Source organism: Cellulosilyticum sp. ST5 (assembly GCF_046529625.1).
Classification (GTDB): Bacteria; Bacillota; Clostridia; order Lachnospirales; family Cellulosilyticaceae; genus Cellulosilyticum; species Cellulosilyticum lentocellum.
Genome location: NZ_CP132338.1, coordinates 4,317,338 through 4,344,336, shown reverse-complemented (window position 1 = coordinate 4,344,336; position 26,999 = coordinate 4,317,338). Strand labels below are relative to the sequence as shown.

The 26,999-nt window shown below is 33.5% G+C and carries 20 protein-coding genes; 3 read left to right on the top strand and 17 right to left on the bottom strand.

Annotated elements, in window-relative coordinates:
* Nucleotides 1-9 precede the first annotated feature (9 nt).
* From QTL86_RS20930 to QTL86_RS20860, 15 genes are all read right to left on the bottom strand, one after another.
* Nucleotides 10-408, bottom strand: coding sequence for a DUF1934 domain-containing protein (locus QTL86_RS20930; RefSeq protein WP_410495961.1), 399 nt, complete (start codon nucleotides 406-408; stop codon nucleotides 10-12).
* Nucleotides 409-558: 150 nt separating this feature from the next.
* Nucleotides 559-1,611 (bottom strand): D-alanine--D-alanine ligase family protein, encoded by a 1,053-nt coding sequence (locus QTL86_RS20925; protein WP_410495960.1) that lies wholly within the window; start codon nucleotides 1,609-1,611, stop codon nucleotides 559-561.
* Nucleotides 1,612-1,817: 206 nt separating this feature from the next.
* Nucleotides 1,818-2,531 (bottom strand): stage II sporulation protein R, encoded by a 714-nt coding sequence (gene spoIIR / locus QTL86_RS20920; protein ID WP_410495959.1) that lies wholly within the window; start codon nucleotides 2,529-2,531, stop codon nucleotides 1,818-1,820.
* A 97-nt stretch (nucleotides 2,532-2,628) separates the two neighbouring features.
* A complete protein-coding gene (locus QTL86_RS20915) occupies nucleotides 2,629-3,516 on the bottom strand; it encodes a transposase (protein WP_410495958.1) in 888 nt (295 codons plus the stop codon).
* Between the two features lie 88 nt (nucleotides 3,517-3,604).
* A complete protein-coding gene (locus tag QTL86_RS20910; RefSeq protein ID WP_410495957.1) occupies nucleotides 3,605-4,759 on the bottom strand; it encodes a Ger(x)C family spore germination protein in 1,155 nt (384 codons plus the stop codon).
* On the bottom strand, nucleotides 4,749-5,846 hold the full coding sequence (locus tag QTL86_RS20905; RefSeq protein ID WP_410495956.1) for a GerAB/ArcD/ProY family transporter: 1,098 nt from the start codon (nucleotides 5,844-5,846) through the stop codon (nucleotides 4,749-4,751). The genes QTL86_RS20910 and QTL86_RS20905 overlap by 11 nt, the downstream gene beginning before the upstream one ends.
* The gene (locus QTL86_RS20900; protein ID WP_127064682.1) at nucleotides 5,847-7,505 is read right to left on the bottom strand and encodes a spore germination protein; all 1,659 of its coding nucleotides are present in this window, start codon (nucleotides 7,503-7,505) and stop codon (nucleotides 5,847-5,849) included.
* Nucleotides 7,506-7,525: 20 nt separating this feature from the next.
* Nucleotides 7,526-7,720, bottom strand: a complete 195-nt coding sequence (locus QTL86_RS20895) for a CLC_0170 family protein (protein ID WP_013658789.1) — start codon at nucleotides 7,718-7,720, stop codon at nucleotides 7,526-7,528.
* Between the two features lie 136 nt (nucleotides 7,721-7,856).
* Nucleotides 7,857-8,873, bottom strand: coding sequence for a LacI family DNA-binding transcriptional regulator (locus QTL86_RS20890; RefSeq protein ID WP_330547580.1), 1,017 nt, complete (start codon nucleotides 8,871-8,873; stop codon nucleotides 7,857-7,859).
* Nucleotides 8,874-9,084: 211 nt separating this feature from the next.
* Entirely contained in the window at nucleotides 9,085-11,445 is a 2,361-nt protein-coding gene (locus tag QTL86_RS20885) for a glycogen/starch/alpha-glucan phosphorylase (protein ID WP_127064683.1), read from the bottom strand.
* Nucleotides 11,438-12,934, bottom strand: a complete 1,497-nt coding sequence (gene malQ / locus QTL86_RS20880; RefSeq protein ID WP_127064684.1) for a 4-alpha-glucanotransferase — start codon at nucleotides 12,932-12,934, stop codon at nucleotides 11,438-11,440. The genes QTL86_RS20885 and malQ overlap by 8 nt, the downstream gene beginning before the upstream one ends.
* A 247-nt stretch (nucleotides 12,935-13,181) precedes the next feature.
* Nucleotides 13,182-14,012 (bottom strand): carbohydrate ABC transporter permease, encoded by an 831-nt coding sequence (locus tag QTL86_RS20875; RefSeq protein ID WP_013658793.1) that lies wholly within the window; start codon nucleotides 14,010-14,012, stop codon nucleotides 13,182-13,184.
* A gap of 28 nt (nucleotides 14,013-14,040) precedes the next feature.
* Nucleotides 14,041-14,895, bottom strand: a complete 855-nt coding sequence (locus QTL86_RS20870; RefSeq protein ID WP_127064686.1) for a carbohydrate ABC transporter permease — start codon at nucleotides 14,893-14,895, stop codon at nucleotides 14,041-14,043.
* Between the two features lie 268 nt (nucleotides 14,896-15,163).
* Nucleotides 15,164-16,561, bottom strand: a complete 1,398-nt coding sequence (locus tag QTL86_RS20865; protein ID WP_190283438.1) for an ABC transporter substrate-binding protein — start codon at nucleotides 16,559-16,561, stop codon at nucleotides 15,164-15,166.
* 44 nt (nucleotides 16,562-16,605) lie between these two features.
* Nucleotides 16,606-17,610: a LacI family DNA-binding transcriptional regulator gene (locus tag QTL86_RS20860; protein ID WP_127064688.1), complete on the bottom strand. Its 1,005-nt coding sequence runs from the start codon at nucleotides 17,608-17,610 to the stop codon at nucleotides 16,606-16,608.
* A 489-nt stretch (nucleotides 17,611-18,099) separates the two neighbouring features.
* Here QTL86_RS20860 and pfkB point away from each other — a divergent pair, with 489 nt between their 5' ends.
* From pfkB to QTL86_RS20845, 3 genes are all read left to right on the top strand, one after another.
* A complete protein-coding gene (gene pfkB / locus QTL86_RS20855) occupies nucleotides 18,100-19,002 on the top strand; it encodes a 1-phosphofructokinase (protein ID WP_410495954.1) in 903 nt (300 codons plus the stop codon).
* 21 nt (nucleotides 19,003-19,023) lie between these two features.
* On the top strand, nucleotides 19,024-20,940 hold the full coding sequence (locus tag QTL86_RS20850) for a fructose-specific PTS transporter subunit EIIC (protein WP_410495953.1): 1,917 nt from the start codon (nucleotides 19,024-19,026) through the stop codon (nucleotides 20,938-20,940).
* Nucleotides 20,941-21,235: 295 nt separating this feature from the next.
* Nucleotides 21,236-23,293 (top strand): methyl-accepting chemotaxis protein, encoded by a 2,058-nt coding sequence (locus QTL86_RS20845; protein WP_410495952.1) that lies wholly within the window; start codon nucleotides 21,236-21,238, stop codon nucleotides 23,291-23,293.
* Nucleotides 23,294-23,552: 259 nt separating this feature from the next.
* On the opposite strand, the gene QTL86_RS20840 is transcribed toward QTL86_RS20845, so the two are convergent.
* The gene (locus QTL86_RS20840; protein ID WP_410495382.1) at nucleotides 23,553-25,139 is read right to left on the bottom strand and encodes a transposase; all 1,587 of its coding nucleotides are present in this window, start codon (nucleotides 25,137-25,139) and stop codon (nucleotides 23,553-23,555) included.
* Between the two features lie 488 nt (nucleotides 25,140-25,627).
* Nucleotides 25,628-26,578, bottom strand: coding sequence for an alpha/beta hydrolase (locus tag QTL86_RS20835; protein ID WP_013658800.1), 951 nt, complete (start codon nucleotides 26,576-26,578; stop codon nucleotides 25,628-25,630).
* Nucleotides 26,579-26,999: the final 421 nt, after the last annotated feature.

Below are 26,999 nucleotides of genomic sequence, written 5' to 3'. Positions count from 1 at the left end.
ATTTTTATATTAGTTAGCCACTATTAAATATATATTATCACTAACCTTTTCACCTTGCATCATAATCTTGTATTCGATGTATATCTTTACCCCTTTTGTTAGGAAATATATATCACATTTATTTGTAATAATTTCTATCTCCATATCTCCATAGGGAGTACTATAAAGTGTTTTATGTGGCTTATTACTATCAAACTCTAAGTTTCCTTTCATTGCACCTAGCCTTTTAATCGAAACCATGTTATCCCTAGTTTTTATGACTGTAGTTATACCTTGTTCTTGATCTTTATAGGTAATATAAATGCTCTCATTCTTAAAAGTAAGATTTCCTGAAAACTTATTTTCAGCTTCATCACTATGAGTTGGATATACTTGTTTGTCATATACTGTAATTTGTGTTTCTTTCATTTCACCCTCCTTTTATTGAGTATAAGCTTAGTTATAAATAAGGTTACTTGCGACTTTCCTGCCCACAAATAACCTTACTTATACATCTTATTATTTTCTTATAGTATATACATATTCTACTAATAAACTATCACAATAGTTGAACATATATTATAGACTGGCTAGCTCTAATAATTTTGTAATGATTTCTTTTACACTAAGTCCTGTTGCCGTAAATAGCATTGGATACATACTGATAGACGTAAATCCAGGAAGTGTATTAATTTCATTAAAAATAACCTCACCGTTTTCTTTAACAAAGAAATCTACTCTGGATAGTCCTTTTCCTTCTACTGCATCAAATACATCTTTGGCATAACCTCGAATTTTTTCCTTTATCTCATTTGGCAAATCTGCATCTACTACTGTTTTGGATTCCGCATTATTATACTTAGCATCAAAATCATAAAATTCTGCCGCTGCTAAAATTTCTCCAACACCTGAGACTATAATCTCATCATTTCCCATAACTGCCGTTTCTACTTCACGTCCTATTATAGTTTCCTCAATTAATACTTTACGGTCATGTTTAACTGCTTCATATAGTCCACTAATGAGTTCTTCTTTATTATTTGCCTTTGAAATACCAACTGAAGACCCTGCATTAGCTGGCTTGATAAAATAAGGATAAGAAAAGGCTGATTCTATTTTCTTAATAGTTTCCTCCATATGTTTTAAATCTGGCTCTTTAACTAAAACAAAACGTGCTTGAGGAACATTTTTAGTTGCCACTGCTATTTTTGTAAACGCCTTATCCATAGATACTGCTGAGGCTAAAACACCACAACCCACAAAAGGAATTTGTGCAAGCTGACATAAGCCCTGTATAGTTCCGTCTTCTCCATTCTTACCATGTAATACAGGAAATACAATGTCTATATTAATCTTGATAGATTCTTGGCCTTCACCTTTGAAAATCCATAATGCTTTTTGAGTTGCATCCGGACTTAAAAAAGCAGAAATACCGCTTTTTTGCCACTCATTATTTGATAAATCATTATTAGTTCCTGTATATAATAACCACTTACCTTCTTTAGTAATACCTACTGGATGTACTTCATATATGCTTCTATCAATATTATTTAAGATAGTAGTTGCTGACTTCAGAGATACCTCATGTTCAGATGAACAACCTCCAAATAGTAGTAAAACACTTTTCTTCATTATTATCCTCCTAGTTATATCCTCTAACCATATCATATTCCTTAATAACTTCATTGCTTACTATATTTTATTACTTAATCCTTCAATATTCAATAATTGTTTTAGGGACAGGTCTTAGTATATGTTAGGGACAGGTCTTATTTTTAACTGCAAATAAAAAGGTTATTGCCTAATTATGTGTAACAGCAACAACCTTTACATGTGTCCTATTTAATCTCCTTATAATCAGATGGATTAAAGAAGGAGTTTATTTCATCTATTAGCTTAAAACGTATTTGATAAGGTCTGCTTTTACTAGTAATTAATTTGTATTGTTCTGTATTTAACTGCTGTTCTAATTGTTCTTTCCCTTCTAACGGCACTACTCCTGTTGAAGCATCTAGATAACATAAAGGTGGGAACATAACACACCACCAATTTTCTCCCTTTCCTTCACCAATAACTACTCTACATGCTTCATATTTTCCTGCCGGTAGCACTACATCACCATAAGACTTTGTTGGAAAGTTAGCTTGGTCAAGTGCAACATATATCGAATAATTTTTTCCCCAGTTAGCAACCACTTCCTCCGCCACTTCTTTGATAAGTGGAATGGATTCTTTTATAATATACCTGCTATCTTCTATATTTGTTGACTCCTTAAGCAAAGGTTCCATATAAGCTATAACCTCGTCCTTTACTTGTTGTTTTAAAAGTTGATCTTGCGTCGAATCACTATTAGCTACGACATGAAACCTAATAACTTTATCAGCTAAAGAACTCGTGGTAGTACTAGAATAGCTCACAGCCACCGTCAAGCATATAGTTACCAGTATCAGACTCATAAGCATAATAAAACTAATTCGAATCATTCTTTCATCTTCTTTAATAAATTCTCTGTATTTTTGTTTTATCGTATTCGTTCTACTTACTTTTTTCATTATATTCACCGCCAATAATTTATTTTATAAGTTTTGTGTAACTAAATTATTGCCAGCTTATTATTTATTATACAAATGTTTATTATTTTATATTAATTTATTTTTGTAGAGATGCTATTATAGCATCCCTTTCGTTCATTATCATTTTGTCATTAATCATTGCTTCTACTATTTTCTTAATACTCATGGATATATATACATCGCTCATATTTAACAATTGTCCAATCTTTTTGTAAGAAAGTCTTTCAATCAATGCTATGAAATAAATTAACATTTCCTTCCTAAATCCTTGAATCCTATTGAACATTATTTCTCCAACACTTGTTTTCCAATGACCAGATAATCTATTCATGAGTTCCTCATGCTCTAACTTAATCATTCCCTTTAAACAAATATCATTTATTTTATCTTCTTCTGTACTTGCTACTTCTTCATCTACCAATTCTTTTTCTTCTACATAATGTTTATATAAAATTTTACTCTGTGTATATTGAGGTGCAAAATAGCTCAGTAGCAACTCAACATCAACAATATCATCTTTCTTATCTGCTATATATACAGAATAACTACTCCACTCATATTCCTCTGGCTTTTGTACAAGTTGTGCTTTTACTGGATTTAGATGTATATATTTAGATACATTTACAAAGTATGCTTCATTCTTAACTATACTACTAGTGTATCTATCTTGAAATAAGTGTCCTGAACATTTATATTTCTTATTAAAATAAATGGCATAACTTAGATTCAAACCTTGCATAAATCTAGATATATCTTGACCATTATCAAATATTAGCAAATGAACATGGTTTGTCATCAAACAATAAGCATATATACATACCTTATAGCTTTCTTTATATCTTCTTAATCTTGCTAGATATTCTATTCGATCATCATCATCTAGAAAAATACTTTGCTTATTATTCCCACGAACACTAATATGATAGATACTACACTCAGCTTTTTCTCTAGCTTTTCTAGGCATGTATAATACTCCTTCCATTCTATTGTTTAGAAGAAGTATTGACTAAGAAAATAATTTTTAATCTTTTAGACCTGTCCCTACTCAACTTTTATTCAAGCATTCCCGTATTATGAATAGTGACTATTGTTACTACTTTAATTGGTATATTTTTATATCCTGTTATCAGCCATTGATTTTTATAAGACTCCCATACTTTAGGATGCTTACGATACATTTCTAATCCTATATTTAGAAAATCCACGTTTATTTCTTTTGAATAGACAATACTCTCTTGTGTTTGCCTATTAATTTCTGCTTTAATTAAACTGCCTATTTCTCTTATGCTTGATTCATTAAACAATTCGTTCTGCTCTGATGATACAAACTCTGTTATATTTCCTTTTACTTTTATTTCTATCTCTGCACACCATTCACCATTATTTGCATTAAAGGAAATTTTAGATTCTTCTTCCTCTATATTGTAGGTCAAGTTCTCCCCTTTATATTTCACAACAATAGGCACTTCTTTAATCTTTCCCTCAACGAACAATTCTCCTCTTACTTGCTCCTTGTTTATCCAGTCTGCTAACTCATAATCTTTAATTACTGCAGCACCTTGAATAAGAACCGTCCCTTCTTGATCACTTATTACAGGAATGGTGGTTACGCCTGTATTTTGCAACTCTTTTATCAGATTGCCTAACGTTTGTTGCTTTGCATAGCTAGTTGGCCGTTCTGAATTATTAAAGAATTTCATAACATAAAGTCCTATGATAGGATTCTGAGGATTTTTAGCTTGTGTTAACTTTCCAGCCTTTCCCTTCACAGCTAAAATGCTTGTTCCTCTCCCTATCTGCATATTTCTAATAAGCCCATCAATAGTTGCTTTAAACAGTTCCTTATCTTTTAGCAATTCCTCTCCCAATACTAAAGCTTTAGTATGGCTGAAGGTAACTGTATTTTGTGTTTTACGTTCTACTTCATCAACACTTGTGGCTATCGTTGAGCTTTTTGTTATTATCGCTGTTTTTACATCTTCTGATAAACTATCTTGGCCTGATAACTTTGCTATATCTGGTATTGTATAGGTGACTTCATATCGTTTATCTTGTGCTTCTGTACTACTTTGTTTTAAAGCGTCATTTTTATCTATTGCAACCTCTAAAACCACATGTCTCTCATTAATCTCTACACTATCCCAGCACCCTGTTAAAATAAAAGGTAAAAAGATAATTATGATATATTTTAATTTATTAATGATCATAACCAACTCTCCTCACTTTAGCAATTAACCATAATAAAAGAGGGACAGATATTAAAAACCATGCTCCAAAACAGCGCTGGAACTTAATATAGTAATCGTATGTTTGAACTAAACTTGTAGGCCATACTGCTATGAAATAAACTATTGGCACAAGAGGTAATACAAATACATTTTCTCTTTTAAATCTGAAGCTTCTGCTTCCTATAAGTGAAGTAAAATAAAGACCTGAACTAATATACATAAATATGCTGAGTATCCAGCCTGTCATCATAAAAATCTCTTGATTTTCTATGATTCTTCCGGCATTTTCAATACTTTGCATAAGCGTTAATACTGGCCATATCTGCCTATCAACTTCACCAATTCCAATACTACATATGGTTAGCAGAATAATAAGCACCTCTAATATTGCAATAATAAGAATAGCCCTAAATGCTGCTCGGCTTGCCTTCTTTGGTTTTTCCATTAATCCAGTCATCATCAACATAAATTCAATAGGCATAAAACTTAAGCTAATATAGTAGCTTCCCCAACCCACCTGCGTGAGGTTAGTCTGAAAAAAAGGCATAACTTGCTTATAATCTGCACTTATAAGAATTTTAAAAAAAACGATTCCTAAAGGAATAAATACAAAATAAACTAAAACTTCTCCCATTCTGGCTGTTGCTTCCATTCCTGATTTCACAAGGTAAGCTGTTGATAAAAGCATAACCAACATAATCACTACTAAAGGTGTTTTAGGTAACATCACTTGAGTAATCATTTCTCCGAACATACGTAATTCTAATCCTGTTGTTACAATAAGTTTTATAGCAAATGCAATGACGATAATATATGCTACAAATCTAGGCACAACCTTAGGCGTAAATTCTACCAAAGTATCACCTGGGAAATTTTTAGTCAATCCTGTAATACACCACACATAAATCACACCAAAGATTAAGGCTACTATAGGCAATATATATCCATTTCTTCCTACAAAATCAGCTGCCATCTTCGGTAATATAAGAATAGTCATATTAAACATCTGCAAGACAAGTAGCATAGTAACCTGTCTAACCGATATCTTTCCATTATGGGTAAACATTTACTCACCTCCACCATTCTTATTATTTTTATCCTTAACTTGACCATTAGTTACTCCACTATTAGGTCCTGGTGCCACATCTTGCGCATTAATTCCCGATTTTACTCTTAACCTTGTTCGTTGTGTATGTCTTGCAAAAATAGGCCTTGTAGTCTGCATAAATGTAGGAAATCTTAAAATTGTATCCTTTAAATCTCTAGAATCATTTTGATCAGATATATTATATGGCGCTAAATACGGAATTCCAAAGCTCTCTAAAGATGAGAGATGTGTTAATACTAATAATGCAGCAATTAAAAATCCATATAAACCAAATACTGCAGAGAAGGCAATAAATAAATACCTAATCAACCTAAATGCTGAAGTTAAACTATAATCAGGTATTGCAAAAGTACATATAGCAGTAAATGCAATGATGATAATAATCATTGGACTAATAATGTTGGCATCAACAGCAGCTTGCCCTATAACAATACCACCCACCAAACCAATAACATGTCCTATTGCCCCAGGCGCTCGTATACCAGCTTCCCGAAACAATTCAAAAATAAGCTCCATGACTATAATCTCCATAACTGTAGAAAAGGTTATACCTTCCCTAGATGCAGCGATGGATATCGCAAAAGATGTTGGTAACATTTGGGGTTGAAAATTAAGTGTAGCAATATAAAGTCCCGGAAGTGCAAAAGAAAGAAAAGAAACTATATATCTTAATATTCTAGTAAAAGTCATGATTTGCCAGCGTTGATAATAATCTTCGGAGGCTTGATAGTATGCATTAAGTGTAGCTGGTACTATAATTCCAAAAGGAGAATTATCTACTAAAATTCCTACCTTTCCCTCCAACAAACTCGCTGCAAACTTATCTGGTCTTTCTGTCGCTTGCGTCTGTGGAAATGGACTTTTCCAACTATCTTCAATAAGTTGTTCTATATAGCCACTATCGAAAATGGCGTCTATAACATATTTATCAATTCTTTTTTCCACTGTTTCAACTAGTTCAGGCCTAACAATGTCATCTACATAAACAATAGCTACATCAGTTCGACTCCTAGTGCCTACACTGACCATTTTTATTTTTAGTTTAGTATCACGAATACGTCTTCTAACTAAAACTGTATTAAATCGTATGGTTTCTGTGAACCCATCTCTTGGACCTCTTACTACGCTTTCCGTAGCAGGTTCACTTACACCTCTAGCGGGCCATCCTCTAGTAGCAATTACAAGTCCTGTTTTTGAACCTTCTACAAAAATAGCACTATCTCCTGATAGTACTGCATTTGCCATAGCATCCATGCCTTCAACTTCTTTTACATCAAATGTTGCTGAAAAGTGTTGCATTACCAACTTCGTAGGTGTAATTTTTGCATCAAATACCTCTCCATTTAGATTTTTGTACTCAAACACCTTACTAAGCAAATAGTTTTCTAGAATATCACGATTTACAAGACCATCTACATAAACACCATATATTCTAAATTTGGCATCTTTGCAAATATTTACTTCTCTTTTAACAACATCCATACAGTCATGAAATAAGTATTCAATACACTTTATATTTTCATCTAAATCTGTGAATATCTCTAAGGATATTTTATTATCCCGGTCATGAAATTTATCCTCGTTACTTGCTTTAACCTCTTTTTTTTCTTCAATCATGCTACACCTCCTTAATCTAGTTAAATACTGGTGATTATGAATCCCAGTATCCCTACAATGATGTAGATCCAACCCACCACTTTTGAGAACCTTCCCTCTCTATCCATGTGATCTACTCGTATTAAGTTATTACTCTGAACAAACGCCATATATAATCCAATAACTAGCATAATACTATCTATATAAACAGAAAATAAGCCACTCAGCTGTGTCATACCCTACACCCCTTTTTATCAAAATCAATTCTATATACATAACCATTATCTGTAATTAAGTAATTTTTATGCAAAAAGAGAGGGACGGTTCTTAAAATGCTTATGCATTTTAAGAACCGTCCCTCTCTTTTAATTTCTAATTTTTCTTTTCTTTAACACTATCGCCCTCTACTAATTTTGTTTCTAGAACAATATGTTGGTTTTCTACCTTATTTTCTAAAAGTCCAATTAATAACTTTACACTCACTGCTGATAGTTCATCTTGTGGCTGTTCAATAGTTGTGATACTAGGATTATAGTAGCTTGCAATATCAATACCATCAAATCCCATTACGGATATATCATCTCCTACTTTATATCCTAAATCTACTATAGCCTTTGCTGCTCCTATAGCCATTGTATCTGCAGTTGCAAAAATAGCTGTTATTTGAGGATTAACTGCTAAAAACTTTTTTGTTCTTTCATAGGACAAAGCCGTATCATAGTTACCATAAATAACATAATTTAAGTTATGTTTAATCTTATAATCCTTACAAGCATTTTTATAGCCTTCATATCTTAGTTTTCCAATACTATAGTCCTGTTTATTACCTAAAATAATAGCTACTTCTTTATGCCCTTTCTCAATTAAATAAGAAGTGGCTTTATAACCTGCTTTCTCATTACTAATACTTACCGTAGAAAAGTTCTTCCAGGTCTTCGGCTGCTTAAAATCTACACTTATCATAACAATTGCTATGTCTAACCCCTGAAAACTTTCTTCATTTACCCCTATAAAGTTTCCTCCTAAACAAATAACCCCTTGAAGTCTCTTTTCTTTTGCAAAACCAACCAATGTAGAGACATCATCCACATTATTATGATAATGTACAATAATTGAATATCCTGCTTTTTCTATACTCATACTGATATTTTTTAATAGCGCAGCAAAAAAAGGATTGAAAACCCCTCGAATGAGTATTCCTATATTATTTGTGTTTGTCTGCTTTAGTACCCGAGCACTGTTATTTGGAATATAATTATTCTCACGTATTATATCTAGTATTCTTTCTCTGGTCTCATATTTTACGTCTGGATGATTGTTTATTACTCTAGAAACCGTACTTACCCCTACCCCTGCTATCCTAGCAATATCAACTATTGTCATCCCCATCTGATGTATCCTCTTTCCTTTCTGGAATTTTACTCTTCCTGTTTAATTAATACCCTTTTGCCTATTGGTACATATACTGTTAAGTTATTCTAGCATACTTTTTTCAGATTGTTAACTATTTCTCTTTCTAACTAAGTTAAAGAACCGTCCCCATATTTTACATAGGGACGGTTCTTTAACTTAGTTCCTCTTTTGTTACTTTTGGAAATTATTACTTAACTGTTTTTGGTGTAATACCCCAAATCTCGTTAGCATATTGCATAATGGTTCTATCACTTGAGAAGATACCTGAGTTTGCAATGTTCATTAAGCTCATTTGTGCCCAATGTTTTTGATCTTTATATGCTGCAAATACTTTATCTTCAGCTTCTTTAAATGCTACAAAGTCAGCTAATAAGAAGTAAGTATCTCCTTCGTTTACTAATGAATTATATAAATCTTGGAATTCACCTGTACCACCATCGCAGAATGTACCATCTACTAATGCATCTACTACTGTTTTAAGGGACAGGTCTGCTTCGTAGTATTCTTTTGAATTGTATTTACCACCAATTTGTTCGATATCTTCTACACGAAGACCAAAGATGAAGTTATTTTCTTCTTTTGCTTCTTGAACGATTTCTACGTTTGCTCCATCGTATGTTCCAAATGTTAAAGCACCATTCATCATGAATTTCATGTTACCTGTACCTGATGCTTCTTTACCTGCTGTTGAAATTTGTTTTGAAATATCTGCAGCTGGGAAGAGTTTCTCACCATAAGATACACGGTAGTTTTCTACAAAGATAACTTTCATTTTGCCACCGATTACTGGATCATTGTTAACTTTCTTAGCAATTTCTCCAATAAATTTAACGATAGCTTTTGCTCTTACATAACCTGGGAATGCTTTTGCACCGAAGATAAATGTAACATTTGGAATATCCATTGATGGATTAGCTTTAAGTCTATTATATAAATCTAAGATATAAAATGCGTTAAGTAATTGACGTTTGTACTCATGTAAACGTTTGATTTGGATATCAAACAATGAGTTTGGATCAAGCTCTACGCCTTCTACTTCTTTAATGTAAGCTGCAAGCTGTTCTTTCTTAGTTTTCTTAATAGCCATAAGTTTATTAAGTACAGCTTCATCATCGATGTATTTTTCTAATTGTTTAAGCTCTGATAAATTATTTACCCAGCTTTCTGTTCCTAAGAGCTCAGTGATGTATGCTGATAATTCTTGGTTACAAAGTCTCATCCATCTTCTTGGGGTGATACCATTTGTTTTATTTTGGAATTTCTCTGGATATAATTCATACCAGTTGTGTAATTCTGTATCTTTTAAGATATCTGTATGAAGTGCAGCAACACCATTTACAGCGAAACCAACATAGATCGCTAAGTTAGCCATTCTTACTTGGTTGTAATTTACGATTTTAAATTCATTGATTGCTTCTTTATCATAACCTTTATCTTCTAATTCTTGTACGAAAACAAAGTCAATGTGACGGATGATTTCAAGAATACGTGGAAAAAGTTTTTCAATAAGTTTGACATCCCATTTTTCTAAAGCTTCAGCTAAGATTGTATGATTTGTATAAGCAAATACTGTTTTGGCAATACTTAAAGCATCTTTAAATTTTACATTTTCTTCGTCAACTAAGATTCTAATTAATTCTGGGATAGCAAGAACTGGGTGAGTATCATTAAGCTGAACTGCATGTTCTTTGCCAAAGCTGCTAAAGTCTCTACCAAATTTAGCTTTATGTGTACGGATAATATCTTTTAAGCTTGCACTTACCATGAAGTATTGTTGACGTAGTCTTAAAAGTTTACCAGCTTCTTTTGAGTCATTTGGATAAAGTACTCTTGAAATGTTTTCTGCATCATTTTTGCATTTTAAAGCTTCTGTATATTCTTGTTTGTTAAATAGGTCAAAGTCAAAGCTTTCAAGAGACTCTGATTGCCATAATCTAAGTGTGTTTACATTTTTAGAACCATAAGCAATAATTGGCATATCATAAGGTACAGCTTTTACACTGTAATCACTAAATTCTACAATAACAGCTTCGTCATCTTTACGGATACTCCATGGATCACCATATTTAAGCCATGTATCAACCTCTTCCATTTGAGCTCCATCAACCATTTTTTGATTGAATAAACCGTTAGAGTAACGGATTCCGTATCCTTGAAGTGGGATGTTTGTTGTTGCTCCTGAATCCATAAAACAAGCAGCAAGTCTACCAAGACCACCATTACCAAGTCCAGCATCTTCTTCAATTTCTTCAATAGCATTAAGATCAATGTTAAGTTCGTTAAGTACTTCCTTAACTTCATCATATACACCCATGCTGATTAAGTTGTTACCAAGTGCACGACCCATTAAATATTCAGCTGATAAGTAGTATGCTTTTTTCCCTTGGTTGTATAATGCTTTTGTTTCACTCCAGTCATCAACTACTTCTTCAAGTAACGCTAAAGATAGCGCATTAAAAATTTCATAATCTTTTGCTTCTGCCAAAGATTTTCCATATTTAACTTTACAATATTTGTTTATGCTATTTTTAAGTGCTTCCTTATTCATTTAAATCCTCCTCTAATCTTCCATACATTTTGGTTAAGTCATAAATTCTCTTTGCAAGTTCTTTTGTAAGTGCGCCGTCTTTTATACGCCACTGCCAGTTTCCACCTAATGTTGAAGGTAAATTCATACGTGCCTCATTACCTAACCCAAGGAAATCTTGCATTTGAGCTATTGCTGTATCTGCTACACTACTCCAAGCACCTCTAATGAAGCCCCAATGATAGCCTTCACAAATATCTAACTTCAAGTAATGTTTTGCATTCTTAACATCTTCAGGGTTACCAGTTGTATCAATCCATCCCATAACTGTGTCATTATCATGAGTTCCTGTATATACAACACAGTTTCTAGTATAGTTATGTGGTAAATAATCACTTTCTTCTCTGGTATCAAAAGCAAATTGAAGCACTTTCATACCTGGATAACCTGTTTTGTCTCTAAAGTTAATCACTTTATCTGTCATATAACCTAGATCTTCTGCTATAACATCGATGTCTCCTAATTTTTCTTTAACTGCTTTAAAGAGCTTGATGCCAGGTCCTTTAACCCATTTACCCTTTTTAGCTGTTTTATGACCAAATGGAATTTGCCAGTAAGACTCAAAACCTCTGAAGTGATCAATACGGATTACATCATAAAGTTTTAAACTAGCTTTAAGTCTTTCAATCCACCACTCATAACCTGTTTCTTCAAGGTAGTCCCAATCATAAATTGGATTTCCCCATAATTGCCCATCATCAGAGAAAGCATCTGGTGGACAACCTGCAACAAAAATTGGATTTTTATTCTCATCTAATTTGAAAAGTTTATCATTGGCCCAAGCATCTGAGCTATCTGCTGAAACATAGATAGGAATATCCCCAATAATTTTAATACCTAAACTATTTACATAGCTTTTAAGAGCTTCCCATTGTTTATAAAATTCATATTGAACAAAAATCCAATATTCAATTTCATCTTTAAGCTCTTTTTCATATGCCTTCATAACTTCTGGCTTTCTGAGTTTAATATCCTCATCCCATTCTTGCCAACTACGAAGTTCCATTTTAAATTTAATGGCCATATACATTGCATAGTCTTTAAGCCAAGATGCATTTTCCTTCTTGAACGCTTCGATTTGTTTTGTTAGCTTACCTTTTGAATTTTTATAAGCTATATGTAATACCTTATTTCTTTCTGTAAATAATTTTTCATAATCTACATATTCGTCACTTCCAAAATCAACATCTACATAATCTTCCGGTTTTAATAACCCTTCTTTTTCTAAGGTCTCTAAGTCTACAAAGTAAGGATTTCCTGCAAAAGCTGAAAATGATTGGTAAGGAGAATCTCCATAGCTTGTAGGTCCTAATGGTAGTATCTGCCAATAACTTTGTCCTGCTTCTTTTAAGAAGTCAGCAAATTCATATGCCTTTTTACCAAAGCTACCAATACCATATTTTTCTGAAAGGGAAGATATATGCATTATAATACCGCTTTTTCTGCTCACTGCTAATCACGCTCCCAATTTAATGTATGATTAATCTTGATGCTTATATGTTTAACTTCTAGTTTATACCTCTTGCTAAATCCTTGATTTATGCTATTGGTACCGTTTTCAGTTATTATATATTAAATTTTCGAAAAACACAATTACTTAATCGTATTTTTCGAAAATTTTATTTTGAAACTATTTATTTTTGAGTTTTAAGCATAAGAACCGTCCCTACTACTTTAAGAACCGTCCCTACTAGCTCTTATTTTACTGCGCCATCTACAACACCTTTAATAATTTTCTTTTGTGCAAATACGTAGAAGATTACGATTGGTAACATAGATAAGATAAGTGCTGCTGATGCATAATCCCAACGACTTGAGAATTGACCAAAGAAGTAGAAAGTCTTAAGTGGTAAAGTACGCCACTCTATGTTCGAACCAATTACAAGACTTGGTAATAAGTAGTCATTCCAAATCCACATGATATTTAAGATACCTACTGTTGTTACGATAGGTCCTAATAATGGAAGCACAATTTGTCTATAAACACCAAACATACTACATCCATCTAGCATCGCTGATTCTTCTAACTCTACTGGTATTCCTTTTATAAATCCATGGAAAAGCATAATAGATAATGCAGATCCAAACCCAACATAAGCAAATATTAAACCTACTGGATTTAACATATTCAATTTTCCCATAATGCTCATCATTGGTAACATAACGCATTGGAAAGGAATAAGCATGGAGATTGCAAATAATGTAAAGATGAAGTTTGACATCTTTGTTTTATAACGTACAAGTACCCATGCTGCCATAGAGGCAAAGAAAATGATTAAAATTGTTGATATAACGGTGAAAAATACAGAGTTAAATAATGCTCTTAAGTAATCCATACGTGCCATGGCTTCGCCAAAATTAGTCCATACGATAGGATCTGGAAAACCAAATATATCTTTGAAAATATTTTTTTGTGTTTTAAATGCTGCGGATAATAGCATTATAATTGGTACAAGGTATAATACAGCTAAAATACAGCCTATAACAATCTTGATTGTTCTTGATACCACATTTTCTCTTTCTTCCATAAAAATTACCTCCCTCCACTACCTACTATTAGGCTTCTATTTCTGCTCTCTTTGAAATTGTAAGTTGAATAATTGAAATAATTGCTATAGTAACTAGGAACACTAAAGCTTTAGCTTGTGCATATCCCATCTCATTACCACTAAATGCTGTCTGATAAATATTAAGAGCTAGCATTTCTGTTGAACGGTTAGGACCACCACCAGTAAGAGCTAAGTTTTGGTCAAATAACTTAAATGAGTTAGAAAGCATTAGGAATAAACCTACTGTAAATGCTTGTGATACCATTGGCATAATAATGGTTCTTAATTTAGTGAGACCTTTTGCTCCATCTAATTCAGCTGCTTCTAATACTGTATCTGGAATACCTTGGAGAGCTGCCACATAGATAATCATCATGTATCCACCCATTTGCCATACCATTACGATTAAAAGAGCCATAAAACCTGTTTCTTTATTAGTAAGCCAGTTTTGTAAGAAAGGAATTCCTGTAGCTGGAAATACTTTTGTGAAAATAAACTGCCATGCAAAACCTAAGAGTAATCCTCCGATTAAGTTTGGCATAAAGAATATACTTCTTAATAAGTTTGCACCTTTAAATCTCTTTGTAACAAGTAATGCTAATGCAAAACCTACAATGTTAATTAGGATAACTGAAGCTAAAGTAAATAATGCTGTAAATTTAAAGGATATCCAAAACTGTTTTTCTTCAGTGAATAGCCTAACAAAGTTATCAAGACCTACAAAATTAACACTTGAAGCCATACCATCCCAGTCTGTGAATGAATAGTAAAATCCACCAAGCATAGGTATAAATACTACTGTTAAAAATGCTAATAAACATGGTGCTAAAAACAGCCAAAACCCTACTTTTGAGCGTTTCATATAAGCACATCCCCTCTCTTATTTGCTTCTTCTTTCTGTCTTACTTCTTAACCCCTTTATGTAACTTAAATTTTCTTTAGACACTACATAAGCTGTATCACCTGGGGCCATATTTACTTGGTATTACCTATATATTTCTTTATACATTTCAGACTAAATTATTATGTCTTTTATATTTACTAGGTAATATTAGTGGGTGCGATTCTTATTTGTTATCACACCCACTAATTGTTACTCTAGTAATGCTACATTATCACCATTTAGACTATTATTGTCTCATTTTAGCCCATTCAGCTGCTGATTCATCAAATACTTGATCCCAAGTTAAGTCTCCTGTTAAGAAACCTTGTACTTTTGCACCGAATACGTCTTGTAACCAAGATGCACCTGGTGTTCCTTTGAATACAGCACTTACAGCTTTACCTTGAGCTGCAAAATCAAGGATTGATCTTGATAAACCATCTGCTGGAGCTAAATCACCATAGTTATCGAATACTGGTAAGAAACCAAATTCATTAACAACGATTTGTTTACCTTCATCTGATTGATATAACCAATTTAAGAAGTCTTTAGCAACTAATTTCTTATTAGCATCTGATTGTGAATTTACACACCAGTAGTTCGCAACTAATGTGATGATACTATCTTCTTTGTAACCTTTAATTGGAGCTGGTAAGAATGCTAAGTTATCAGCAACTTCTTGATCAATACTAGATACGTCGCCATAGATCCAGTTTCCTTGTTGGATAACTGCAACTTGACCAAGACCTAATAATTCTTTTACAGCTGTACTATAATCAACTGCTACAGCACCTTTGTAATCATCTTTGTTTGCAGAATATTTAAGTTGTAATTCCATATATGCTTTGTAAGCATCTTTAAAATTAAATTGAAGTTCTTTTGCGTTTGCTACAGCAAATACATCTTCATTAAATTCTGGAGCTAAGGCAACATTTACAGCATGGTCACCAAGTACCCATTTTTCAGCACCTTGAACTGCTGTTACATTTTTAAGATCTGGGAATTTATCTTTTAATTCACCAGCATCAATTTTTGCTTGTAATGTAGCGAAAGCTGAATCGATTGCATCATATGATGTAAGTGTGCTGGCATCGATTCCAGCTGCTTCAAAAATAGCTTTATTATAGATAAGACCAAATGCTTCTGCTGATACTGGAAGACCATATACTTTACCATCAATAGTATTAAGGTCTAACATACCTGCGTTAGCGTGAGATACCCAAGGTTGATCTGATAAATCTTCTAAGTATTCCATGTATGTGCCACATTCTTCTGGCCCAATAGCATTAAAGATATCTGGCATTTGCCCTGCTGCTGCTTTTGATTTATAAACAACACCGATATCATCTCCACCACCAACAGTTTCTAAAGTGATGTTTACATTTGGATGAAGCTCCATATATTTATTTACTGCTGCTTGTAATGCATCATGAATCTCTACTTTATATTGTAAAATGTAAAGATCAACTTTTTCTCCACCTGCTAATTCTTCTGTAGCTGGCGCCTCTGAAGCTTCTGTGCTTGCGCTAGCTGAAGGTGAACTAGTTGCTGCATTATTACCTGCATTATTGCTATTGCCACATCCTGCTAGCATTGTTGATAACATTGCTGTTCCTAATAATACACTAATAAATTTCTTTTTCATATTCATTCCCCTCTCTCATTTGAGAAATAATAAAATTATATATATTAAATTGATTGACAAGATCCTCCCTCAACCAACTTAACATCTAAGAAAATGTGTGCATTCTCAGCCTTACCAGACAGCAGCTTGAGAAGTAAATCTACACTGCGTAATCCCATATCTTGTTTAGGCTGCTTTATTGTTGCAATTGATGGTTCATAATATGTAGCAAAATCCATTCCATCAAATCCCATAATGGAAATATCTTTTCCTATTGTATATCCAAGATTAGCTGTTGCTTTAGCTACTCCAACAGCCATAATATCTGATATAGCAAAAATGGCTGTGATTTGTTTTTCCTTTTTTAGAAATTCTATTGTTTTGTCATATGCCCCTTTACACTCAAAACCTCCATAAAGAACATATTTCTCGTTAAAAGGAATCTGATGATCTGCTAAGGCCTTTTTATATCCTTCATAACGTTCTTTGCCAATTCCAAAGTCAACTACCTCACCTAACATAAGTCCTATTTCATGATGTCCATTATTAATTAAATAGTTAACTGCCATATAGGATGCTTGTTGATTATCGATACTAATGGAGGAACATCTTTTCAAGTTTTTTCTAGTAACTGAATCTACTGACACCAGTACAATGGCTGCACTTATTTCTGCTAATACTTCATCTGTTAAATCTAAGAAGTTTCCACCTAGGCAAATAACACCTTGAAGTTTCTTTTCTTTAATAAAGCCTAGTAATGTATCAATATCATTTTCATTATTGTGATGTTGTAAAATCATTGTGTATCCCGCATTTTCTACTCCTGTACTTACTGTTTTTAAGATTTCAGAGAAGAAAGGGTTAAAAACACCTTTTACTAAAATGCCAATATTTCTTGTGTTGGTTTGTTTTAATACTCTAGCACTATTATTGGGAATATAGTTGTTCTTTTTAATAACCTCTAGCACTTTCGCCCTTGTTTCATCCTTTACATCTGGATGCCCGTTTAACACTCTAGATACAGTGCTCACACCAACATTGGCAATTTGCGCTATGTCTTTAATGTTCATAGGCATTTCTCCCAATCTTTTATTAACTTATCTTTCTTTCAATTTAATTATTGTCTGAAGTTTAGTATACTTTGCTGTCCGGTACCCTTATCGGTACCGTTTTCAATATCATAATAAACTACTTTAATCTAAAAATCAACTACTTTTCATTAATTTATTATATTTTTACAGAAAATATCATTCCAATTTATTGTTCATTTTGTACATTGTTTTTATGTTGCATCGTTTCCAACCTTGTAAAACTTTACTTTTCATAAAATCTTTCTGCTTATTAATTTTCTATATTCTTCTATTAATGCCTCTATTTGTTTTCATATAATTTTTTTCTAATGGGAACTATAGAGTTATATAAGATAAATGTTAAAATAAATTTAATAATTAGCCTTATTTTTTTCTTTACTTATACAAACACAATTATTATAATTGTAGCTACGGCCCTATTTTGAAGTTATTTACATTTTTAGTTTTTTATACAAGGAGGATAGTTAAATGATATATACCGTAACCTTAAACCCATCTTTAGATTACGTCATGCATTTAGACCAAATGAATGCTCACTGTGTTAATAGAAGTAATAAAGAAGAGATTTATCCTGGTGGTAAGGGTATTAATGTCTCAATTGTACTTAATAATTTACGTATTCCTAATAAAGCACTAGGTTTTATTGCTGGCTTTACAGGGAAAGAAATTGAGAATGTCATGAAGCAATTAGGTGGAGACACTGATTTCATCTTGCTCGATCGTGGTATTTCTAGAATTAATGTAAAACTTGAAGCAGATAAAGAAACTGAAATTAATGGTATGGGACCTCAAATTACACCTAGTGATTTAAAGGACCTTTATGTCAAATTAGAACAAATCGAAGAAGGCGACTTCTTAGTCTTAGCTGGAAGCATTCCAAAAAGTGTCCCTGATAGTATTTACAAAGACATCATGAAAATGCTAGCTAATAAAAATATTAATGTGGTAGTAGATGCTACTAAAGATTTGCTTCTTAATGTACTTCAATACAAACCATTCCTTATTAAACCAAATCATATTGAGCTAGCTGAGATGTTCAATGTCACATTAAGTTCAGATGATGATATTGTTACCTATGCTCGAAAACTACAAGAAATGGGTGCTCAAAATGTACTTATCTCTATGGGTGGGGACGGTTCTATCTTAATCACCAATGAAGGTGAAGTAGTTAAAATCTCTGTTCCTGAAGGTACCGTAATTAATACCGTAGGTTCTGGAGATTCTATGGTAGCAGGATTTATTGCTGGCTACCTTAAAACTAAAGATTTAAAACAAGCTCTTAAATTCGCTACAGCAACTGGTAGTGCAACTGCCTTTTCTACATGGCTTGCTACTAGCGATAAAATTGATGACTTACTTTCTAAGCTATAATAATAAAACTCGGAGGCTATAATGAGAATTACAGATTTACTTACGACCGAAAGTATCGACTTGAATTTTAAAGTAAATTCTAAATCAGAAGCAATTAATCATTTAGTAGACTTAATGTATTCTACTGGTAATATCAGTGATAAAGAAGTTTACAAATCAGCTATTTTAGCACGTGAAGATTTAAGCACAACTGGTATAGGAGAGGGCATTGCTATTCCTCATGCCAAAACAAGTGCTGTTAAAAAAGCTACACTTGTAGCTGCTGTAAGTAAAGATGGTGTTGATTATGAAGCTTTAGACGGAGCTCCTTCACACTTATTCTTTATGATTGCTGCTCCAGATGGAGCTAATAATACACATCTAGATGTACTTTCTAGATTATCTACAATTCTTATGGATGCTAAGTTTAGAGAAAAACTTATTCATGCTAATAGTCCACAAGAATTTTTAAAACTTATTAACGTAAAAGAAACTGAAAAATTTGGTGATGTAGTAGATACAGCCAAGACCTCTACTTCTAGTAATGATGCCAAAGAAACTAAGGGTTATACTATCCTTGCCGTTACAGCTTGTCCTACTGGTATCGCGCATACTTATATGGCTGCTGAAGCACTTCAAAACAAAGCAGATGAAATGGGTATTTCATGTAAAGTAGAAACAAATGGATCTGGCGGTATTAAAAATGCACTTACTGATGAAGACATCAAAAATGCAACATGTATTATCGTAGCTGCAGATAAAAACGTAGAGATGAACCGTTTTGATGGTAAAAAGGTAATCATCACTAAAGTAGCTAATGGTATCCATAAAGCTGAAGAACTTATCACCAAAGCTTCTCAAGGTGATGCACCTATTTATCATGCTAAAAATGCTGGAGTTGCTGGAGTTGCTGGTGATAGTGAAACACAAACAAGCGAAGGTCTTGGCCGTCAACTTTACAAACACTTAATGAATGGTGTTTCTCATATGCTGCCATTCGTTATTGGGGGCGGTATCCTCATTGCACTTGCTTTCTTAATTGATTCTTTACTTGGTTATACAGATGCCCTTGGTTCTAATGCCGCTGCGGCTGTGTGGTTTAAATCTATTGGTGACGCTGCCTTTGGATTCATGCTACCTGTCCTTGCAGGGTATATTGCTATGAGTATTGGTGAGCGTCCTGCCCTTGTAGTCGGTTTTGTCGGTGGTATGTTAGCTAACTCAGGAGGCTCAGGCTTTTTAGGTGCACTTATTGCTGGTTTTGCTGGTGGTTATTTAATGGTTGGCCTCAAAAAAGTACTATCTGTTTTACCACAATCACTAGAAGGACTTAAACCAACTTTACTATACCCTGTCCTTGGTGTTGGTCTAATTGGTGTTGCTATTACATTCATCATTAACCCACCAGTTGCTTTTGTTAACACTTGGCTTACAGATACTCTTTTAAATATGGGTACAACAAGTGCTGTATTAGTTGGTACTATTCTTGCTGCTATGATGGCTATTGATATGGGTGGTCCATTTAATAAAGCTGCTTATGTGGTAGGTATTGCTGCTTTAGAGGCTGGTAATCTTTCTCTTATGGCTGCTGTAATGATCGGTGGTATGGTACCTCCATTAGCTATTGCACTTTGTACTACTTTCTTCAAGAATAGATTTACAGAAAGAGAACGTCAATCAGGTATTGTTAACTACATTATGGGACTTTCCTTCATCACTGAAGGTGCAATTCCTTTTGCGGCTTCTGATCCATTAAAGGTTATTCCTGCTTGTGTTATTGGTTCAGGTATTGCCGGTGCACTTTCATCATTCTTTGGATGTACACTTAATGCACCTCATGGTGGTATCTTCGTACTTCCAGTAATCGGTCAGCCACTTTGGTACTTTGTATCATTAGTAGTTGGCTCAGTAGTAGGTGCTGTCATTCTTGGATTCTTAAAGAAACCATTAAACAAATAGTTTAACCATAAAAAGAGGAGATTACTATCTCCTCTTTTTATTTTATCCACAGATAGCCGACTAATTTTAGGAACTGTCCCCAATTTCAATCACATTTATCCTCTTATTCACAAGACCTGTCCCTCTTTATTGTCCCTCTTTATTCCTCTTTATTCTTTTTATTTTAAGAACCGTCCCTAATTTTGTCCCTAATTTTACTAATTTTAGATAGATTTAACCTTAATTTAATACTAGTTTGATGCTATTTCTTTACAATACTCTTACTTACCCAATTAAAAATATTCAAGGAGATTTTATGAAAAAGTTCATCAAACATGTACCTTTATGGAAATGTCATTCTTCAAAAAAAGTGCGTTTCAATTTAATGAGTCGTATTATCATACTCATCTTTATGATTTCCATTTTCCCTATTTTTCTATTGATTTCTACCATTATTCAAAATACCTCTTCAAACTTAAAACGTGACATAACTAATACCGCCATACAAATTAACGATATAACCTCTTCTACTTTAGCAACACTTTTAGAACATGAATCCTCTGTCCTTACTGTATTAAGTAATGATACCTCACTACTTAACTATGAAGATTCTAACAATGCTAAAGAGTTCACTACTAATAAGCTTAAATATATTGTAGATGAGAGTCCTTTTATTTCTGGTATTTCTCTTAAAGCGGAGGATCAAGAAGAATCTTTTTCTTACCCTGATAATACACAAGGTAAGCTTACCAGTAAGGATTTAGATGGTACCTATTTTTATAAATTAGCCAAAAAAAATAAGAAGACTGCTGTATCAGCCCCTTATTTTGATAGTTTATCTAAAGAACTTGTCATTACTATAACCTCTCCTATTTTAAACAATTCTAATGAATTTCTAGGAGCAATTAATCTTGATATCAGTATGGGTACTTTTTCTGAGTATCTTAATTCTGCTTTGGAAAAGTATAAAGGTCATTTTCCCTTAGAATCCATGATTTATCTTTCTAATGGTAATATTCTTGCCTCTACAGCTGGTGAAGCTATCAATACAAAGCTTGTTTTACTTCCCGGGGGATATCACATCGTCAATACTCATGATGAGGAGTTTTCAGCAAGCTTTAAAGATATTCCTTATTATTTTTATCGTGGTCAAACCATTAATCAATTGAATTTTATCACCTATATTGCTGAAGATAAAATAAATAGTCTAGTTGTAGATATGCTTCAGCCTCTTGTTTTATCTATTACGATTATCTTCATGATTTCACTCATTATAGGACTCATTTATACTACAAGATTCCTAAAACCACTTCAATATATTGTACACACACTAATTAAATTAAAAGCCAACGACCTTAACATTCATATTGATACTAGTAAAATCAAAACAAAGGATTTATTAGAAATTGCCCTTGCTACTAACGAACTTACTCATCATCTAAGTACCTCTATCCATGATTTAAAGAAAACTTCCGGTTCGCTGCTAAAGGATGCTTCTGCTGTCGATCAAGTAAGTACACAATGTAATCATTATGCCACCGCTACTTTAAATGCTATAAACGAAATTAAGGCGGGTGCTAAAGAACAGATTACCCAAGTTACAGATGCTATTGCTTCCATCTCTACACTTCATTGCCAATGCGAAAATGGGGATACGATCAAAGAACAACTTAATGAGCACTCTACTTACGTCATTTCCTATGTGCAACAAGGTCTTCAAACTTCTAAGGACCTTACACTTGCCATTAATACACAACGTGACAAGCTTTATGAGCTTCGTATTAAGGTTAAAGATTTAGGAGAAAAATCTTCTCAGATTGCTTCTATACTTATCACCCTTCAAGCTATCTCCAGAAAAATCAACCTTCTAGCCTTTAATGCCTCTATAGAAACTACTAGAGCTGGTCAACAAGGCAATGGGTTCTCCGTTATTGCACAAGAGATGCAACAATTAGCTGATACTGCCCTTAGCTTCACACAAAATATTCAAACCATCGTAGAGGATAATATTGCATCCGTTTCTTATGTTTCTAATAATATGAAGCAAGTTATCCTTGCTGAGCAAACTACCGAAAATGTTTTAGGTGAAGTTCAAAAACAATTTGATTCCATTGAAGGGGCTACCACCTTAGTTGAGCAATCCATTAAAGCTGTTAATGATATCTTAACTTCCGTTAGCCTCACCAAAGACGTTATCCATGTAGACATGCAAACTATCTTTCATATTGCTGAAAAAATCATTAACCTCACTCATTCTAGTGAAGACTATGGTAATATTGAATTTGCTACCCTGCAAGAACTTCTTTCAACCTCTGAAAGCTTAACTCAAAGCTCGCAGTATTTGGAGACGCAAATTGGTCAGTATACTGTATAGGTAAACTCACTAAATATTATCTATGCTCATTATGCACTTAATGCAGCAGCTAGCTGCTCTATGATGAGGATGGATTGGATTTAATATTTGAGCAACAAAAAAGGGGCTGTAAAAAAACAGCCTCGAAACAAGGAGCAGGTCGCCTGTAGCGACCTGCTCCTTGTTTTTTTATAGATTTATTGTCATTATCACAAAATTAGAAGTCACTTATTAAGCCTATGGTTTTATAGGCTTTAAATGATGATATTATATCCGTTTTTTATGCAGCTATGGATGTCCGATGTTTCTTGTTATGATACTTATAGAGGTTGTATCCACAAGAAATTAACGTGAATTCTAAAATGACAGCTTTTTCACCTCGCCGAAATAATCTTTTATAAGATCTATCCCACTTAATTATCCCAAATGTCCCCTCTGATTGAATACTTCTGTTCATACACAATAAGGCACCATGAATTGATTCTAGATTATTTATTACTTCCTTATGTATTTCTGTTAATTCTCGATTAAGGCGTATTGTTCTATTTCCATGTGCTCTTTTGCAACATTCACTACGATATAGACATCCTGCACAGTCTTCACATTCATATATTTCTTCTGTTCTACCATATTGATTTTTATATATATGCCTATCACATTTATATATAAACTTTTTATTATTAGGACAGATCAGGTTTCCGTGTTCATCTCTTTTGAAATTTACTGCACGATATGGATCATAATGATATTTTTGATTCTTAGTTTCCCTCTCAAACATAGTAAATTTCATATATTTTTCCATGCCATGTTCCTCACAATAAAGATAATTGTTATAAGAACCATATCCTGCGTCAGCAACAGGATACGTTGGATAATGACCATAAGTAGCATTAAACTTTTCCATTAAGGGTTGAAAACATTCCATGTCTGAAGCATAAGGTTTTGCGTCTATTACAGCTATATATTCATCACATATGGCAGCCTGCATATTGTAAGCAGGAAGGAGTTGGTCATTTCCCATATAATCACGTTTGATTCTCATAAAAGTTGCATCGTAATCAGTTTTTGAATAACTATTTCTTCGCTCTCCACATACTTCGATGTGCTTTGCATATTTCTTGAGGCGTTCTAGATACCCCTGCATTTCCTGATACTGTTTTTGATGGATACTTTTCTTATGCCCAGCTCCGGAAACAAATTTTGAAACCTCTAGATTTATTGCCTTCTGATAACTTTCAAGCAATGCCTCAACGTAATCAATCGCATATTCATCTCTTTTTTCTAACTTCACATTAAGAAAACTAAGAATCTCTGAATTCATTGTATCGATGAGTAATGAGATCTTTTCGAACACTTTGTTTCTATTTTTGATGCAAGATTTCTTCCATACCCAGGTATAGCGATTAGCATTAGCTTCGATCTTTGTTCCATCGATGTAAGTGTGATGTAAATCCACATGCTCTTGATCAAAAATATAAGAATTGATATCAATGAAGATTTGTTCAATTGAAGTCGTTAATTCATTACGAATAAAGTTGCCGAAAGTAGCAAAAGATGGAGCTTTCATTCCGTCAAGAAGATACATATATCTGATGTCTGTACGGCAGAGTTTTTCAATATTTCTTAAAGAACTAATGCCATGCTCCATAAAAGTGAAAAGTATAATCTTAAGCATTTTATCTGAATCACATCTTGGACGACCTATTTTGCAGTCCTTCTCTACAAAATATCGTGTTAGGTCAATGTGATCCATTACTTCGCATAAAGTATATACTGGATCTGAAATATCAATTATTTTTTCGATATCCAATGGTAATTTTAGCTGTCTTGGTGTAAAATTATCATTGGTATTTTTGTTTAGTAGCATAAATAAATTATACCAAAAAAATCGCTGAAGTCTTACGACCTCAGCGATTTTTTCGTTAGGGGAGTTTTTTTACATCCCCTTTTTCGCTCCAGACTCCTGAAATGAACTTTCATGGCTACTTAAGTAAACCTTATTCGAGGCATAAAATGGCTCCTCAGCACTTCTATGATTTAGAATAGCGCCTACTAAGAGCAACTATGAAAGCCAAGCCAATGAGTGAGGAGCTCCTTAAAGTCTTAGCCGGTGCACCCTATGCTAGGAAGCTCAGACCTTAAGACTCTGGCTTAAAACTTTATTTGGTAATGATAAATGTAAAAACGTTTTGACAACTTATAAATGGCGCCTCCCTGCCAGCGCACTAGTGAACATTTTCCTTAGAGCCAGAGGTACCTGTAACGACAGATTGAGACTTGGTCGACCCGGTCAGTTCCTCAAGTTGAAGCTGCGGTGATTATGCCGTGGAAGTTGTTTGATTTATTTTTACACTTCTATATATGTGGGCTGCAAGTAGACTCCCTAGTAAAAGTTAATATTTTTTCTATATATGTATTAAAATCTATAGGAAAATCATGTCCCAAATGTGCTACCTTTTCATATATATAATCTATTTGAGTTTGCTCCAGTGCTTTAACAAGTGCCTCAGTCTCACTTAAGCAATCTACGTCGTCTTCTCCGCAAACAATATAGACTTTTGTTTCTTTTAATCTGCCTAAGAGAGGTAACCATTGTTCTATTTCAGGCAGCCATGGTGCTATTAGTATCAGTCCTTTAATTTTTACTTTGCTATGTAAAGCAAAATACAAGCTTACTCTTGCTCCTGAAGAGAAGCCTCCTAAAATGACATTCTCTTGTTGCACTTTAAAATTTTCTACTATGGTAGTATAATGGCTCCCCAGTTCTTTATAACCTTTCTCTATATCATTCCAATAATAGCCTCCATCAAATTTGATTTCTGAAGACTGTGGCAAGGCTAAAAGATAGCCTTTCTCTTTGAAATTCTTCCAATAGTACTCCGCTATAGCCATGTTTTCTTCATTACCATGCAACCCTATTACAAGGGGATACGCCTTTTGCTGATGGCTTGGTTCAACCAGCTTCAGCTGAGGTAAGCTTTGCTTTACTGCTAATTCTTCTCTCTTCTTGCATATGTCACAAAGCTGATGGAATAGTTCATGACTTCTTAGGGCATCTAGGTCTTCGTCCCCTTGCAAGTAGCTATAACTATACCAATGACCTTTCTCTAATATAGCTTCTTTCATAAGTTTGATTGCTTCTTCATATAAACCTGCTTTACTAGCTATGGCATATCTAAAATTATAAATTTGAGCCATATTACCTTGCACTTCTTTATAGTTTTCCGTAAGGAAGCTATAAGCTTCCAGATATTTTTCTTCACAATATAAGGTAATCGTTTCATTTAATAATTGTGTATAAGTCATTTTCCCTCCATTTTATTTCGGGCATAAAAAATAGCCCTCAAGTAGATGTGACTACTCAGGACCTTTTGAGGTACTTATACAGCATATCTCTACCCCATTACAAGATACAAGTATACCTATTTGATGTAGTCACAGATGAAATATAAAATTCGTTTAGACTTGTTATTTTTATCATACTGACCACATCCTTTCACTAAATATACGAGAATTTTATCACACTTCATCATAAAGGTAAACTACTACTCTAAAATTTCAGTTTTTATTCATGTTTTTTCATATATAGCTTTTTAAAAAGCTTGTTAAAAACTTTTTTAAAAAGCTACAAGGCACTTTTTAGATTAGAACTCTAACGATTCACACGAATATGATTTCACTTATTAAATAAAAAGAGATTGCTTTTACTTTTAAGCAACCTCTCTTA

What these genes read in the sequence shown, in the direction of transcription:
- QTL86_RS20930 (WP_410495961.1), bottom strand. Translation starts at nt 408, where the DNA reads ATGAAAGAAACACAAATTACAGTATATGACAAACAAGTATATCCAACT.
- QTL86_RS20925 (WP_410495960.1), bottom strand. Translation starts at nt 1,611, where the DNA reads ATGAAGAAAAGTGTTTTACTACTATTTGGAGGTTGTTCATCTGAACAT.
- spoIIR (WP_410495959.1), bottom strand. Translation starts at nt 2,531, where the DNA reads ATGAAAAAAGTAAGTAGAACGAATACGATAAAACAAAAATACAGAGAA.
- QTL86_RS20915 (WP_410495958.1), bottom strand. Translation starts at nt 3,516, where the DNA reads ATGCCTAGAAAAGCTAGAGAAAAAGCTGAGTGTAGTATCTATCATATT.
- QTL86_RS20910 (WP_410495957.1), bottom strand. Translation starts at nt 4,759, where the DNA reads ATGATCATTAATAAATTAAAATATATCATAATTATCTTTTTACCTTTT.
- QTL86_RS20905 (WP_410495956.1), bottom strand. Translation starts at nt 5,846, where the DNA reads ATGTTTACCCATAATGGAAAGATATCGGTTAGACAGGTTACTATGCTA.
- QTL86_RS20900 (WP_127064682.1), bottom strand. Translation starts at nt 7,505, where the DNA reads ATGATTGAAGAAAAAAAAGAGGTTAAAGCAAGTAACGAGGATAAATTT.
- QTL86_RS20895 (WP_013658789.1), bottom strand. Translation starts at nt 7,720, where the DNA reads ATGACACAGCTGAGTGGCTTATTTTCTGTTTATATAGATAGTATTATG.
- QTL86_RS20890 (WP_330547580.1), bottom strand. Translation starts at nt 8,873, where the DNA reads ATGGGGATGACAATAGTTGATATTGCTAGGATAGCAGGGGTAGGGGTA.
- QTL86_RS20885 (WP_127064683.1), bottom strand. Translation starts at nt 11,445, where the DNA reads ATGAATAAGGAAGCACTTAAAAATAGCATAAACAAATATTGTAAAGTT.
- QTL86_RS20875 (WP_013658793.1), bottom strand. Translation starts at nt 14,012, where the DNA reads ATGGAAGAAAGAGAAAATGTGGTATCAAGAACAATCAAGATTGTTATA.
- QTL86_RS20870 (WP_127064686.1), bottom strand. Translation starts at nt 14,895, where the DNA reads ATGAAACGCTCAAAAGTAGGGTTTTGGCTGTTTTTAGCACCATGTTTA.
- QTL86_RS20865 (WP_190283438.1), bottom strand. Translation starts at nt 16,561, where the DNA reads ATGAAAAAGAAATTTATTAGTGTATTATTAGGAACAGCAATGTTATCA.
- QTL86_RS20860 (WP_127064688.1), bottom strand. Translation starts at nt 17,610, where the DNA reads ATGAACATTAAAGACATAGCGCAAATTGCCAATGTTGGTGTGAGCACT.
- pfkB (WP_410495954.1), top strand. Translation starts at nt 18,100, where the DNA reads ATGATATATACCGTAACCTTAAACCCATCTTTAGATTACGTCATGCAT.
- QTL86_RS20850 (WP_410495953.1), top strand. Translation starts at nt 19,024, where the DNA reads ATGAGAATTACAGATTTACTTACGACCGAAAGTATCGACTTGAATTTT.
- QTL86_RS20845 (WP_410495952.1), top strand. Translation starts at nt 21,236, where the DNA reads ATGAAAAAGTTCATCAAACATGTACCTTTATGGAAATGTCATTCTTCA.
- QTL86_RS20840 (WP_410495382.1), bottom strand. Translation starts at nt 25,139, where the DNA reads ATGCTACTAAACAAAAATACCAATGATAATTTTACACCAAGACAGCTA.
- QTL86_RS20835 (WP_013658800.1), bottom strand. Translation starts at nt 26,578, where the DNA reads ATGACTTATACACAATTATTAAATGAAACGATTACCTTATATTGTGAA.